The sequence below is a fragment of the Streptomyces sp. RerS4 genome (assembly GCF_023515955.1).
Lineage (GTDB): Bacteria > Actinomycetota > Actinomycetes > Streptomycetales > Streptomycetaceae > Streptomyces.
In genome coordinates, this window is the sequence record NZ_CP097323.1 from 191430 (window position 1) to 204709 (window position 13280).

The 13280-nt window shown below is 69.9% G+C and carries 13 protein-coding genes; 11 read left to right on the forward strand and 2 right to left on the reverse strand.

Annotation, left to right across the window (positions count from 1 at the left end):
* Positions 1-37: 37 nt before the first annotated feature.
* On the forward strand, positions 38-448 hold the full coding sequence (locus M4D82_RS33690; RefSeq protein WP_249772741.1) for a hypothetical protein: 411 nt from the start codon (positions 38-40) through the stop codon (positions 446-448).
* A gap of 282 nt (positions 449-730) precedes the next feature.
* Positions 731-1312 (forward strand): TetR family transcriptional regulator, encoded by a 582-nt coding sequence (locus tag M4D82_RS33695; RefSeq protein ID WP_249772743.1) that lies wholly within the window; start codon positions 731-733, stop codon positions 1310-1312.
* Positions 1313-1382: 70 nt separating this feature from the next.
* Here M4D82_RS33695 and M4D82_RS33700 read toward each other — a convergent pair whose 3' ends face one another.
* Complete coding sequence (locus tag M4D82_RS33700; RefSeq protein ID WP_249772745.1) at positions 1383-2003, reverse strand: ScbR family autoregulator-binding transcription factor; 621 nt, start codon at positions 2001-2003, stop codon at positions 1383-1385.
* Positions 2004-2115: 112 nt separating this feature from the next.
* Positions 2116-2895, reverse strand: a complete 780-nt coding sequence (locus tag M4D82_RS33705) for a response regulator transcription factor (RefSeq protein WP_249772747.1) — start codon at positions 2893-2895, stop codon at positions 2116-2118.
* Between the two features lie 465 nt (positions 2896-3360).
* Here M4D82_RS33705 and M4D82_RS33710 point away from each other — a divergent pair, with 465 nt between their 5' ends.
* The 9 genes from M4D82_RS33710 (at position 3361) to M4D82_RS33750 (ending at position 13278) form a co-directional block, all read left to right on the forward strand.
* Entirely contained in the window at positions 3361-4323 is a 963-nt protein-coding gene (locus tag M4D82_RS33710) for a ScbA/BarX family gamma-butyrolactone biosynthesis protein (RefSeq protein WP_249772749.1), read from the forward strand.
* A gap of 146 nt (positions 4324-4469) precedes the next feature.
* A complete protein-coding gene (locus M4D82_RS33715; protein WP_249767495.1) occupies positions 4470-6233 on the forward strand; it encodes an acetyl/propionyl/methylcrotonyl-CoA carboxylase subunit alpha in 1764 nt (587 codons plus the stop codon).
* 411 nt (positions 6234-6644) lie between these two features.
* Entirely contained in the window at positions 6645-8114 is a 1470-nt protein-coding gene (locus M4D82_RS33720) for an FAD-dependent monooxygenase (protein ID WP_249772751.1), read from the forward strand.
* 47 nt (positions 8115-8161) lie between these two features.
* Entirely contained in the window at positions 8162-8491 is a 330-nt protein-coding gene (locus tag M4D82_RS33725; protein ID WP_249772753.1) for a TcmI family type II polyketide cyclase, read from the forward strand.
* 37 nt (positions 8492-8528) lie between these two features.
* Positions 8529-9797 carry a beta-ketoacyl-[acyl-carrier-protein] synthase family protein gene (locus tag M4D82_RS33730; protein ID WP_249772755.1) on the forward strand — a complete coding sequence of 423 codons (1269 nt, stop codon included), beginning with the start codon at positions 8529-8531 and terminating at the stop codon, positions 9795-9797.
* On the forward strand, positions 9794-11020 hold the full coding sequence (locus M4D82_RS33735; protein ID WP_249772757.1) for a ketosynthase chain-length factor: 1227 nt from the start codon (positions 9794-9796) through the stop codon (positions 11018-11020). Before M4D82_RS33730 ends, M4D82_RS33735 begins: the two co-directional genes overlap by 4 nt.
* 60 nt (positions 11021-11080) lie before the next feature.
* Positions 11081-11347, forward strand: coding sequence for an acyl carrier protein (locus tag M4D82_RS33740; protein WP_249772759.1), 267 nt, complete (start codon positions 11081-11083; stop codon positions 11345-11347).
* 181 nt (positions 11348-11528) lie between these two features.
* Positions 11529-12314, forward strand: a complete 786-nt coding sequence (gene fabG, locus M4D82_RS33745; RefSeq protein ID WP_249772761.1) for a 3-oxoacyl-ACP reductase FabG — start codon at positions 11529-11531, stop codon at positions 12312-12314.
* 31 nt (positions 12315-12345) lie between these two features.
* Positions 12346-13278, forward strand: coding sequence for an aromatase/cyclase (locus M4D82_RS33750; protein WP_249772763.1), 933 nt, complete (start codon positions 12346-12348; stop codon positions 13276-13278).
* The last annotated feature ends 2 nt before the right edge of the window (positions 13279-13280 follow it).

The following is a 13280-nucleotide window of genomic DNA, read 5'->3' on the forward strand; positions in this document are numbered from 1 at the left end:
CCTGCCACCCACCCGAGCCGGCCCGAACACTGGAACCATGCGCGAAGAACCACAGAACCCCGGCCGCGAACTGCTGACGACCGCGGCGTTGGCCGCCCTGGCGATGGCCCTGTGGGCCGCGTGGCTGGGCTGGGACCAGCACCGCGACCTACACCCCGACGGCTCCTCGACCGGCCCCTACGAGGCCTGGCAGGTGATCGGGCTCGTCCTGAGCCTGCTCCCACCGGTGTACTGGGCCGCCTCCCGCCGCCGGCTCGCCGCCGCCTTCGTCGGCGTCCCCCTGGGGCTGTCCGCGGCGGCCTTCTACGACTGGTCGGACGACGGCAGCGGCCTCTTCGTCCTCGGCGTCGGGATGCTCGCCGTCGGCAGCCTGATCGCGACGACCCTCTTCTCCCTCCTGGTCGTCTCCCTCCGGCGCGGACGCGGAACCACTCCCGGCCCCCACTGATCCCGGCCACACCGTACGAGACACGTACCAGGCCCTACCAAACTGATTGGTCTGGTTCAAAACCCGTCTCGAAGAGTGAACGGGTGGTGAGGTCTGCGTCAACTACCCGTGTTTGTACCTGTATTGCATCCCAGGAGTGCGGTAGGAGTGAGAAAGGCCACCCTGGGGAGTGGAGAGAAACAGGCATGCTTGTATGATTCACATCGCGCCGTCGACCGCGGCGTGCAACGGGGGTTGTTCAGGGAGTCGGCATTTTGAGAGAGAGATGGCGGGTGCAACCCCATGAAGCAACGGTCCAGTCAGACCCGTCAGGCCCTGGTCCGCGCGACGGCGGAGCTGATCGCTGACGGCCGGGTCGCCGACGCGGGGCTGGTGAACATCTGTCACCGGGCGGGTGTGACCCGGGGGGCCCTCTACCACCACTTCCCCTCGACCGCTTCCTTGGCGGCCGTCGTCTACGACGAGGCCCGTACGCGTGCCTGGTCGTTCACGGAGGAGGCGTTCGACGGCGGCGAGCCGGACGCACCGAAGCGTTTCCTCGTCGCCCTGGGCGCCGCCATGGGCAACGAGAAGGTGGTGCGCGCGGGCATGCAGCTGGCATCGGACGGTTCGGACGGGCGGCCGTGCCTGCGTGACGAACTGCTGGCCATGGTGCGCCGGCGTGTCGTCGCTACGCATCAGGACACGACGCGTTCCTCGGATGACGTGGCGAACCTGGCCGACCTGGCCGTGGTGGTGGCCGCCGGTATCGAGTCCCTCGGCAGGTCGGACCCGGCCTGGTGGGAGGGGAAGACCTCGACCCGGCTGTGGGAGACCATGCGTCCCCTCTTCGAATCGGCGGCGCTGGACCGGCAACGGGTCTGACCGGCGGAGGCGGCCGGGATCCCTTCCCGGCGCCCGTCTCACCCCTTCGCGAGCCCAGGCCTCCGTGGCCTCAGGCCTCCGCGAGCTCGGGCGGCAGCTCCAGACGCAGCCGCCCGATCACGCCCGGCGTGGCCAGGCCGGGAAGCATGAAACGCCAGAACGCGGCGAGCCGTTCGAGGAGGTCCGCCCGACCCGTGTACGCCTTGGACATGGTCTGGAGGCCGGCGAAGGAACCGACGATGGTTGCCGCCGCCTCCTCGATGTCCACCCCGGGGAGGATCTCCCCTTGCTCCACGCCTTGGCGCAGCAGCTCGACGGCTGCGGTCATCGACTGCTCGTAGGCGGTCTCCGGCGGACAGGGGAGGGACGTCTGCTCTATGGCCAGGCGCGCGCTGGCGCGCAGAACCGGGTCGCGCTGGAGCTGCTGCGCGAAGCCCAGAGTGAGGTCGATGACGGCCTGGAGCTTCACGGGCCGGTCCGGCAACTGGAGGGCCTGTCCATGGGCTTCGACCAGCGCCATGGCGATCGCTTCCTTGGACGGGAAGTGGTGGTACAGCGAGCCACGGGTCAGACCCGTGCGCGAAAGGATCTCGTTGGTGCTGGCCGCTTCGTACCCGCACTCGTCGAACACCTGGGCGGCGGCTTCCAGGATCGACCGTCTCGAACGCTTCCCGCGCTCCTGTTGAGCCATGGCAGACCCTTAACTCTCTTGTCCGAATCGTGAGAGTAAAATTTAACAGACTTGTCTGTACTGTACCGAGCTCCGGAAGGGAAGGGGCGTTGGTCGCGCGCCGGGTACCCGTCTAGGCGTGCCCGAGGCGGAACCCGACCCCGCGGACCGTGGTGATCCACTTGCTGGAGCCGAGCTTGCCGCGCAGGGTGCTGACGTGCGTGTCGACGGTGCGGCCCTGCGGGGACCAGGCGTCGTCCCACACCTGCGCCATGATCTGACGGCGCGGTACGACGGTCTCGGGCTGGGAAGCCAACAGGTGCAGCAGGTCGAACTCCTTACGGGTCAGGTCGACCGGCGCCCCGTCCAGCGTGGCGATGCGGGCACTCGCGTCGATGCGGAGCGCGCCGTGGTTGATGACCCGGGAGGTGACGGGCCGGACGCGCACCCGGCGCATCACGGCATCCATCCGGGCCAGGAGTTCCCTGAACCCATAGGGTTTGACCAGGTAGTCGTCGCATCCGGCCTGGAGCCCGAGGACGCGGTCGAGCTCCGAGCCGCGTGCCGTGACGGTGATGATCGGGGTGTCGCTGACCGCCCGGATCCCCCTGCACACCTCCAGACCGTCCAGGTCCGGCAGGTCGAGATCGAGCAGTACGAGGTCGGCGTCGTGATGGGAGCGCAGCGCCTGTGCGCCGGTGTCCACGCTGTGCGCGGAGTAGTTCTGGCGCACCAAGCCCTTGAGCAGTGAATCGGCTGCCCGGCTGTCGCTCTCGACGATCAGAACGCGCAGGGCCCCCTCCCGGCCGGCCCCTGACCGCACCACCGTTCTGCGGGGCTGAGCCGGTGCCGTGAGTTGGGGCGTGTAGCGCCCCGATGTCGGCTCCATCAGGTCCATGGCCTGCCGGTTCATCTGCCCCTCCTGAGTGCGGCCAGGTCGCGCCCCAACCGCTAGACGATCATGGGAGGGAACTTATCAAACAGACCTGTCTGATTGTCAACCACAGTTAAGTTACCGGTCGACCGATCGGAATCGACCTCACAAAGACGGCCCTGACCTGCAACAACCTTGTATTTGTGGCGTCTTGACATACGCGTCCCGCGTCACTTGCGTATCGAGCAGGAGGTGATCCGTCCGCCTCGCCCGCAGCGGAATCGTGCCAGCCTGCATGTTTTCTTGATGCGGTGGATGCGTGGGTGAACAAATATCGATTTTGCCTGATTTGCTTCACCGGGTACGTGAAGTGGCAACAAGTTTTGTCTTGCTTAAACGAACTGACCTGTCTGTATCTTTGTCCGCAGATCGTCGACCACGGGGGGTGCTTGTCGGCGTGCGGCCGCTCCCCCCTGCCCGGAAACCGACAGGGGAACCGTAGCCATGCCATATGTCGCACCGTCGTCCGACGAGAACCGCGCCACCACCCGCCCCACCGTCATGGTCCCTCGCGAGTACGTCCACCGGGTCGCCGTGTCCGAGGTGTTCCTGACGGGGTGGAAACCGGCGGCCGAGGTCACGGGCGGCGCGACGGACGGGGCCGAATTCGTGGTCCGGGCCCAATGGCCGCGCACCCACACGGTGTTCGTACCGAACGGCGGTTCCCTCGATTCCATGCTGCTGATCGAGTCCGTCCGCCAGGCGGGCACGCTCCTGTCCCACGCGGAGTTCGGGGTGCCGTTCGGCCACCAGTTCCTGCTCTGGGACATGTCGGTCGACGCGGACCCCACGCTCTTCGCTCCGGCCGCCGTCCCGGTGGAGGTCGAGCTGCGCATGGTGTGCGCCGAGACCTCCCGCCGGCGCGCGGCGCTCACCGGTGCGCGCTACGACGTCACGGTGCTGCGCGACGGCCGAGCGATGGCCACCGCGAGCGCCTCCTTCCGCTGCATCGGGCCCGAGGTGCACCGCCGACTGCGGGCCGGCCGTCCCACCGCCGCCGTACGCACGACGGCCCCCGCACTCGCTCCCGCCACCGTGGGGCACACCGGCGACCGCAACGTCCTCCTCGCCCACCCGCCGGTCGGATCGCGCACCGGGAACCTCTGGGAACTGCGGGTGGACACCGGACACCCCAACTACTTCGACCACCCCGTGGACCACGTCCCCGGCATGGTGCTCCTCGAAGCCGCCCGTCAGGCCGCCCGCGCGGTGACCAACAGGCCGAAGGCCCTGCTGCTCGCCCTGAGGGGCCGCTTCACGCGCTACGCCGAATTCGACGCACCGTGCTGGATCGAAGCGTTTCCCGAGACGGCCGAAGCCACTGGCATCACCCGTGTGCGGGTGCACGGCACGCAAGGCCGGCAGACCGTCTTCACCGCCGAACTCGGTCTCGGCGACCCGGCTTGACGATGTTCTGACCTTTCCCTGCCACTCACCCGAAACTCCTGTAGCGCGCCCGCCGATTCGGACCGACTCCTGCAACGTCCGGTCTTGAGGCACGCGAGACCCACACCGCAGGCTGGTGATCCGGTACAGAGTCAGGAGTGGATGTCGTGCGTAAGGTGCTCATTGCGAACCGCGGCGAGATCGCTGTCCGCGTTGCTCGGGCCTGCCGGGATGCCGGGATCGCGAGCGTAGCCGTCTACGCCGATCCGGACCGGGACGCCCTGCACGTCCGCGCGGCAGACGAAGCTTTCGCGTTGGGCGGTGACACCCCGGCGGCCAGCTACCTCGACATCTCCAAGGTCCTGCAGGCCGCCGCCGACTCCGGCGCGGACGCCATCCACCCCGGATACGGCTTCCTCTCGGAGAACGCCGACTTCGCCCAGGCCGTCATCGACGCCGGACTGACCTGGATCGGCCCCCCGCCCCAGGCCATCCGCGACCTCGGCGACAAGGTCGCCGCCCGCCACATCGCCCTGCGCGCCGGCGCCCCCCTCGTCGCCGGCACTCCCGACCCCGTCTCCGGAGCCGACGAGGTCGTCGCCTTCGCCCGCGAGCACGGCCTGCCCATCGCCATCAAGGCCGCCTTCGGCGGCGGCGGCCGCGGCCTGAAGGTCGCCCGCACCCTCGAAGAGGTCCCCGAGCTCTACGACTCCGCCGTCCGCGAGGCCGTCGCCGCCTTCGGCCGGGGCGAATGCTTCGTCGAGCAGTACCTCGACAAGCCCCGCCACGTCGAAACCCAGTGCCTCGCCGACTCCCACGGCAACGTCGTCGTCGTCTCCACCCGCGACTGCTCCCTCCAGCGCCGCCATCAGAAGCTCGTCGAGGAAGCCCCGGCGCCGTTCCTGACGGAAGCCCAGAACGCCGAGCTGTACGCCGCCTCCAAGGCGATCCTGAAGGAGGCCGGCTACGTCGGCGCCGGCACGGTCGAGTTCCTGGTCTCCGCGGACGGTCTGATCTCCTTCCTGGAGGTCAACACCCGCCTCCAGGTCGAACACCCCGTCACCGAAGAGGTCTCCGGCATCGACCTCGTCCGCGAGATGTTCCGCATCGCCGACGGCGAGGCACTCGGCTACGACGACCCCGCCCTGCGCGGCCACTCCATCGAGTTCCGCATCAACGGCGAAGACCCCGGCCGCGGCTTCCTGCCCGCCCCCGGCACCGTCACCACCTTCCAACCCCCGAGCGGCCCCGGCGTCCGCCTCGACGCCGGCGTCGAATCCGGCAGCGTGATCGGCCCCGCCTGGGACTCCCTCCTCGCCAAGCTCATCGTCACCGGCGCCACCCGCGAACAGGCCCTCCAGCGCGCCTCCCGCGCCCTGGAGGAGTTCCGCGTCGAGGGCATGGCCACCGCCATCCCCTTCCACCGCGCCGTGGTCACCGACCCCGCCTTCGCCCCCACCGACGGCACCCCGTTCACCGTCCACACCCGCTGGATCGAGACCGAATTCGTCAACGACATCCCCGCGTTCGTCGCTCCGGCGGCCGAGGACACCGAGGACGAGCCGGGTCGCGAGACCGTCGTGGTCGAGGTGGGCGGCAAGCGCCTGGAGGTCTCCCTGCCCTCCTCGCTGGGCATGACCCTGGCCCGTACGGCCGCCGCCGGCGGTGCCAAGCCCAAGCGTCGCGCCGCCAAGAAGTCCGGACCGGCCGCGTCCGGCGACACCCTGGCGTCCCCGATGCAGGGAACCATCGTCAAGGTCGCCGTCGAGGAGGGCCAGCAGGTCAACGAGGGCGACCTCGTCGTCGTCCTGGAGGCCATGAAGATGGAGCAGCCGCTCAACGCGCACCGCTCCGGCACCATCGTCGGCCTGAACGCCGAGGTCGGCGCCTCCCTCACCTCCGGCGCCACCATCTGCGAGATCAAGGACTGACCCCGCGTCAGCCATACGGCGAAGGCCCCGCCCGGACACCCGGACGGGGCCTTCGGCGTTCGCCGGTACGGCGCCGCGACACACCTTTCCTGTGGTGGCCCTGACGGTTTCCTGGAATTCGAACCCGGCTTTTCGATGCCGTGACAATGCTTCGCGCACACCTGAAGCAGGCGCCGTTGACTCCCGGACCCGGGTGGAAGAACCTTGTGACTAATTCCGGAGAAGTGACGGCCCAGGTCACGCTGTTTCTCCCGTTCGAGTGTTTTCAAGGAACTCGCCGAATTTTCCCCCTATTCGGTTCCCCTTGATTCCTGTTCTGTATGGATCTGTGTCGTGTGGACCGGACCGGGCCTTTCGGTCCGGCCGCATGCCGAACGGGACACCTTCCGACGAATCCCTTTGGAGACGCAGATGGATGCTGAAGTCATAGTCGTGGGAGCCGGCCCGGCCGGCCTGATGCTGGCCGGCGAGCTACGGCTGGCCGGCGTCAAGACCATCGTGCTCGAACGGCTCGCGGAGCGCACCGGCGAGTCGCGTGGACTGGGTTTCACGGCCCGCACGATGGAGGTGTTCGACCAGCGCGGCCTGTTGCCGCGGTTCGGCGACGTGGAGACCAGCCCCGTCGGCCACTTCGGTGGGCTCCCCGTCGACTTCGGCGTCCTGGACGGCGCGCACCAGGCGGCCAAGACCGTCCCGCAGTCGAAGACCGAGGAGGTCCTGGAGGCCTGGGCGCTGGAACTGGGCGCCGACCTGCGGCGGGGCCACGAGGTCGTCAAGGTCCTCGACGGCCCGGACGCCGTGGCGGTCGAGGTCAAGGGGCCGAACGGCGTCCAGACGCTGCGCGCCCCCTACCTCGTCGGCTGTGACGGCGGTCGCAGCACGATCCGCAAGGCCGCGGGCTTCGACTTCCCCGGGACCGCGGCGACCCTGGAGATGTTCATCGCGGACGTCAAGGGGCTCGACCTGGACCCCGCCATGACCGGCTCGACGTACTCGGGCGGCATGGTCATGGTCGGCCCGCTGCCCGACGGCGTCACCCGGCTGGTCCTGTGCGAACGCGGCAACCCGCCCAAGCGTCGGACCACCGCCCCCGGTTACGACGAGGTCGTGGCGGGATGGAAGCGGGTCACCGGCCAGGACATCTCGGCGGGGGAGCCCATCTGGGTCACCGCCTTCGGGAACGCCACGCGGCAGATCAGCGAGTACCGGCGCGGCCGGGTACTGCTGGCCGGCGACGCCGCGCACATCCACCTGCCCGCGGGCGGCCAGGGGATGAACACCAGCGTCCAGGACGCCGTCAACCTGGGCTGGAAGCTGGCGTCGGTGGTACGGGGCAAGGCTCCCGAAGCGCTGCTGGACACCTATCACGAGGAACGCCACCCCGTCGGCCGGCGGCTGCTGATGAACACCCGGGCGCAGGGCCTGCTGCTCCTCTCCGGCTCCGAGGTCCAGCCCCTGCGCGACGTACTGACCGAACTCATCCGGTACGAGGACGTCAGCAGGCACCTCGCCGGAATGGTCAGCGGCCTGGAGATCCGCTACGAGCTGGACGGCGGCCGGCACCCGCTCCTCGGGCGCCGCATGCCCCACCTGGAGCTGGCCGGCGCGGACTTCAAGGCGTCGGTTCCCGACCTGCTCCACGCAGGCCGCGGCGTCCTGCTCGACCTGACCGACAACGAGGTCCTGCGACGCCGGGCCGCCGGCTGGACCGACCGGGTCGACATCGTGACGGCGGAGCCCCACGGCCTCCGCGCCGACAGCCCGCTCGCGGGCACCACGGCCGTCCTGCTCCGCCCCGACGGCCACGTGGCCTGGGCCGCCCCGGGAAGCCACGGCGACCTGCCGATGGCGCTGGAGCGCTGGTTCGGCCCCGCCCGCTGAGCGCCGGCCACCCCGACCCCGGACGAGTAATACGAAGGAGAGATGACATGCACAGCACCCTCATCGTGGCGCGTATGGACCTGAAGTCCAGCGTCGAGGTGGCCGACCTGTTCGCCGAGTTCGACCGGACGGACATGCCCCACCGCATGGGGACCCGCCGCCGGCAGTTGTTCGCCTACAAGGGCCTGTACTTCCACCTGCAGGACTTCGACGCGGACAACGGCGGCGAACTGATCGAGGAGGCCAAGACCGACCCCCGCTTCGTCGGGATCAGCGAGGACCTCAAGCCGTTCATCCAGCCCTACGACCCCCAGACCTGGCGTTCCCCCAAGGACGCGATGGCGACCCGCTTCTACGACTGGTCGGCCGCCCGGTGACTCGGCCGGTCCACCACACGAAGGGAGGCCACGTCCTGTGAGCCGTCGCGTAGTCATCACCGGGGTCGGCGTCCTGGCGCCGGGCGGCCTCGGCACCAAGAACTTCTGGAGCCTGCTCAGCGAAGGGCGTACGGCCACCCGCCGGATCAGCTTCTTCGACCCGTCCTCGTTCCGCTCCCAGGTGGCGGCGGAGGCCGACTTCGACCCGGAGTTGTACGGGCTGACGCCGCAGGAGATCCGCCGGATGGACCGGGCGGCCCAGTTCGGCGTCGTCGCCGCCCGGGAGGCACTGGCCGACAGCGGCCTGGACCTCGCCGGCTTCGACCCGCACCGTACGGGCGTCACCGTCGGCAGCGCCGTCGGAGCGACCACCGGACTCGACACCGAGTACCGCGTGGTCAGCGACGGGGGCCGGCTGGACCTGGTCGACCACCGCTACGCCCCCCAGCACCTCTACGGCTACTTCGTGCCCAGTTCCTTCTCGGCCGAGGTGGCCTGGGCGGTCGGTGCGGAAGGGCCGGCCACCGTCGTCTCCACCGGCTGCACCTCCGGTATCGACTCCGTCGGCCATGCCGTCGAGCTGATCCGTGAGGGCAGCGCCGACGTCATGATCGCCGGAGCCACGGACGCCCCGATCTCGCCGATCACCATGGCGTGCTTCGACGCGATCAAGGCGACCACCCCCCGCAACGACGACGCGGAGCACGCCTCCCGGCCCTTCGACGGCACCCGCAACGGGTTCGTCCTGGGCGAGGGCGCGGCCGTGTTCGTCCTCGAAGAGCTGGAGATGGCCCGGCGCCGGGGCGCCCACATCTACGCCGAGGTCGCGGGCTACGCCTCGCGGGCCAACGCCTTCCACATGACCGGCCTGCGGCCCGACGGCCGCGAGATGGCCGAGGCCATCCGGGTCGCGCTGGGCGAGGCACGGCTGAACCCCGAGGCCGTCGACTACATCAACGCCCACGGCTCGGGCACCAAGCAGAACGACCGCCACGAGACGGCGGCCTTCAAGCTCAGCCTCGGCGAGCACGCCTATCGCACGCCCGTCAGCTCCATCAAGTCGATGGTGGGGCACTCCCTCGGCGCCATCGGATCCATCGAGATCGCCGCGTCCGTACTCGCCATGGAGAACCACGTGGTCCCGCCGACCGCGAACCTCCACACCCCCGACCCCGAGTGCGACCTCGACTACGTCCCGCTCACCGCCCGTGAGCACACCACCGACACGGTCCTGACGGTCGGCAGCGGCTTCGGCGGGTTCCAGAGCGCGATGGTGCTGGCCCGACCGGAGAGGAACACCGCATGAGCATCCATCCCCGCAGCACGGTGATCACCGGCATCGGCATCGCCACCCCCAGCGGCTTCGGCGTGGAGGACTACTGGTCCGCCACCCGGATCGGGAAGAACGCGATCGGCCCCGTCAGCCGGTTCGACGCCACCGGCTACGACGCCAAACTGGCGGGCGAGATCGCCGACTTCAGCGCCCCGGACCACCTTCCCGGCCGGCTGATCAAGCAGACCGACCGGATGACGCAGCTGGCCCTGGTGGCCACCGACGCGGCCTTCGAGGACGCCGGGGTCAAGCCGGGCGACGTCGACGAGTTCGACATGGGCGTCGTCACCGCCAGCAGCGCCGGCGGCTTCGAGTTCGGCCAGAACGAGCTGAAGCGGCTGTGGAGCCAGGGCAGCCAGTACGTGAGCGCGTACCAGTCGTTCGCCTGGTTCTACGCGGTCAACAGCGGCCAGATATCGATCCGCAACGGGATACGGGGCCACAGCGGCGTCGTCGTCAGCGACCAGGCGGGCGGCCTCGACGCGATAGCCCAGGCCCGGCGACAGATCCGCAAGGGAAGCAAGCTGATCTGCTCGGGCGGCTTCGACGCCTCCATTTGCCCGTGGGGCTGGGTGGCCCAGCAGACCAACGGCCACATGAGCACCAGCGACGACCCCGACCGGGCCTACCTGCCCTTCGACTCCGCCGCCCGCGGCTACGTCGCGGGCGAGGGCGGCGCGCTCCTGATCCTGGAGGACGCCGAAGCCGCCCGTGCGCGCGGCGCGCGCAACGTCTACGGGGAGATCGCCGGATACGGCTCGACCTTCGACCCCAAGCCGGGCTCCGGCCGGGAGTCCGGGCTGCGCCGGGCGATCGAACTGGCCCTGGCCGACGCGGGCCTGGGCCCCGGCGACATCGACGTGGTGTTCGCCGACGCCGTCGGCGTGCCCGAGCTCGACCGGGATGAGGCCGCCGCGATCAGCGCCGTGTTCGGCCCCTACGCGGTCCCCGTCACCGCACCCAAGACCATGACGGGCCGGCTTCACGCCGGGGCGTCGTCCGTGGACGTCGTGGCCGCCGTGCTCTCCATGCGCGAGGGCCTGATCCCCCCCACGACCAACGTCACCCTCGCCCCGGAGTACGACATCGACCTGGTCGTCGGATATCCGCGTACGGCCTCCGTACGTGCCGCCCTGGTCCTCGCGCGCGGCATCGGCGGTTTCAACTCCGCCCTCGTCGTCCGCGGCACCCCGTAGGGCCCCGCCCCACCGGATCCCCCACCTCACCCCTGCCCAGACTCTTTCGAAGGAACGGACATGTCCCAGGAATTCACCCTGACCGACCTCAAGCGCATCCTGCTGGAGGGCGCCGGCGCCGACGAGGGCGTCGACCTCGACGGCGACATCCTCGACACCGAGTTCGAGAACCTCGGCTACGAGTCGCTCGCCCTGCTGGAGACCGGAAGCCGCATCGAGCGCGAGTACGGCATCTCCCTCGACGACGACATCTTCGCCGACAACCTCACCCCGCGCTCCCTGCTGGTCGCCGTCAACCGGCTGCTCCCGCAGTCCCTCCCGGCCTGACGGCTCCCGGCCGCCGCCCGACCCGAGCCACACCCCGATACGCCCCGCCCGGCCCGCCGCGCGCCCCCTTCACGGGCGGTACGCGGAACCCTCCGGGCCGGCGGGGCACCCCCCCTACGCGGCGCCGTGACCGATCGGCCCGGCGCCGCCGCGACCACCTCTTCCCTGGAGCGATCGACCCATGACCCAGCAGGACCAGCCCGTCGCCCTCGTCACCGGCGCCACCAGCGGTATCGGCCTCGCCGTCGCACGACTGCTGGCCAACCAGGGCCACCGCGTCTTCATCGGCGCGCGCAGCGCCGACAACGTCGCCGACACCGTCGAAAAGCTGCGCGCCGAAGGACTGGACGTCGACGGCACGACCCTGGACGTCCGCTCCACCGACGACGCCCGCGCCTTCGTCCAGGCCGCCGTCGAGCGCTTCGGCACCGTCGACGTGCTCGTCAACAACGCGGGCCGCAGCGGTGGCGGCGTCACGGCCGACATCACCGACGAGCTGTGGGCGGACGTCATCGAGACCAACCTCAACAGCGTCTTCCGCCTGACCCGCGAAGTCCTCACCACCGGAGGCATGCGCGACAAGCCGAGCGGCCGCATCGTCAACATCGCCTCCACCGCCGGCAAGCAGGGCGTGGTCCTCGGCGCCCCCTACTCGGCGTCCAAGCACGGCGTCGTCGGCTTCACCAAGGCCCTCGGCAACGAACTCGCCCCCACCGGCATCACCGTCAACGCCGTCTGCCCCGGGTACGTCGAGACGCCGATGGCCCAGCGGGTGCGCCAGGGATACGCCGCCGCCTACGACTCCACCGAGGAGGCGATCCTCGCCCGCTTCCAGTCGAAGATCCCGCTCGGCCGCTACTCCACGCCCGAGGAGGTCGCCGGCCTCGTCGGCTACCTCGTCTCCGACACGGCCGCCTCCATCACCGCGCAGGCCCTGAACGTCTGCGGCGGCCTCGGCAACTTCTGATCAGCGACGACGAACAAGGAACACAGCACCGATGACCAAGAAGGTTGAGCACGAGATCACCGTGCGGGCCCCCGCCGCCGAGGTCTACCGCCTGATCGCCGAGGTGGAGAACTGGCCGCGGATCTTCCCGCCGACCGTGTACGTCGACCACCTCGACCGCGGTGAGAACGACGAGCGGATCCGGATCTGGGCGACCGCCAACGGCGAGGTCAAGAACTGGACCTCGCTGCGCACCCTCGACCCCGAGGCCCTGCGCATCACCTTCCGCCAGGAGGTCTCCGCGCCGCCGGTCGCCTCCATGGGCGGTGCCTGGATCATCGAGCCGATCGCCGACGACGTGTCGCGGATCCGTCTGCTGCACGACTACGCGGCGATCGCCGACGACCCCGACGACCTGAAGTGGATCGACGAGGCGGTCGACCGGAACTCGCGCTCGGAACTCGCCGCCCTGAAGGCCAACCTGGAACTGGCGCACGCCACCGCCGAGGTCACGTTCTCCTTCGAGGACACCGTCCACGTCGAGGGCTCCGCCAAGGACCTCTACGACTTCGTCAACGAGGCCGACCGGTGGCAGGAGCGCCTGCCCCACGTCGCCACCGTCCGTCTGGACGAGGTCTCGCCCGGCCTGCAGATCCTGGAGATGGACACCCGCGCCAAGGACGGCTCGACCCACACCACCAAGTCGTACCGGGTCTGCTTCCCGCACCACAAGATCGCCTACAAGCAGGTCACCCTCCCCGCGCTGATGACCCTGCACACCGGCTACTGGACGTTCACGGACACCGAGGACGGCGTCACCGCCTCCTCGCAGCACACCGTCGTGCTGAACACCGAGAACATCACCCGCGTCCTCGGCCCGGAAGCCGGCGTCGCCGAGGCGACGGAGTACGTCCGCACGGCGCTGAGCACCAACAGCCGGGCCACGCTCGGCTACGCCAAGGCCTACGCCGAGCAGCGGCGCTGACC

Coding starts and splice junctions, on each gene's coding strand:
- M4D82_RS33695 (WP_249772743.1), top strand. CDS start 731: ATGAAGCAACGGTCCAGTCAGACCCGTCAGGCCCTGGTCCGCGCGACG.
- M4D82_RS33740 (WP_249772759.1), top strand. CDS start 11,081: ATGTCCCAGGAATTCACCCTGACCGACCTCAAGCGCATCCTGCTGGAG.
- M4D82_RS33720 (WP_249772751.1), top strand. CDS start 6,645: ATGGATGCTGAAGTCATAGTCGTGGGAGCCGGCCCGGCCGGCCTGATG.
- M4D82_RS33690 (WP_249772741.1), top strand. CDS start 38: ATGCGCGAAGAACCACAGAACCCCGGCCGCGAACTGCTGACGACCGCG.
- M4D82_RS33735 (WP_249772757.1), top strand. CDS start 9,794: ATGAGCATCCATCCCCGCAGCACGGTGATCACCGGCATCGGCATCGCC.
- M4D82_RS33700 (WP_249772745.1), bottom strand. CDS start 2,003: ATGGCTCAACAGGAGCGCGGGAAGCGTTCGAGACGGTCGATCCTGGAA.
- M4D82_RS33750 (WP_249772763.1), top strand. CDS start 12,346: ATGACCAAGAAGGTTGAGCACGAGATCACCGTGCGGGCCCCCGCCGCC.
- M4D82_RS33725 (WP_249772753.1), top strand. CDS start 8,162: ATGCACAGCACCCTCATCGTGGCGCGTATGGACCTGAAGTCCAGCGTC.
- M4D82_RS33705 (WP_249772747.1), bottom strand. CDS start 2,895: ATGAACCGGCAGGCCATGGACCTGATGGAGCCGACATCGGGGCGCTAC.
- M4D82_RS33710 (WP_249772749.1), top strand. CDS start 3,361: ATGCCATATGTCGCACCGTCGTCCGACGAGAACCGCGCCACCACCCGC.
- fabG (WP_249772761.1), top strand. CDS start 11,529: ATGACCCAGCAGGACCAGCCCGTCGCCCTCGTCACCGGCGCCACCAGC.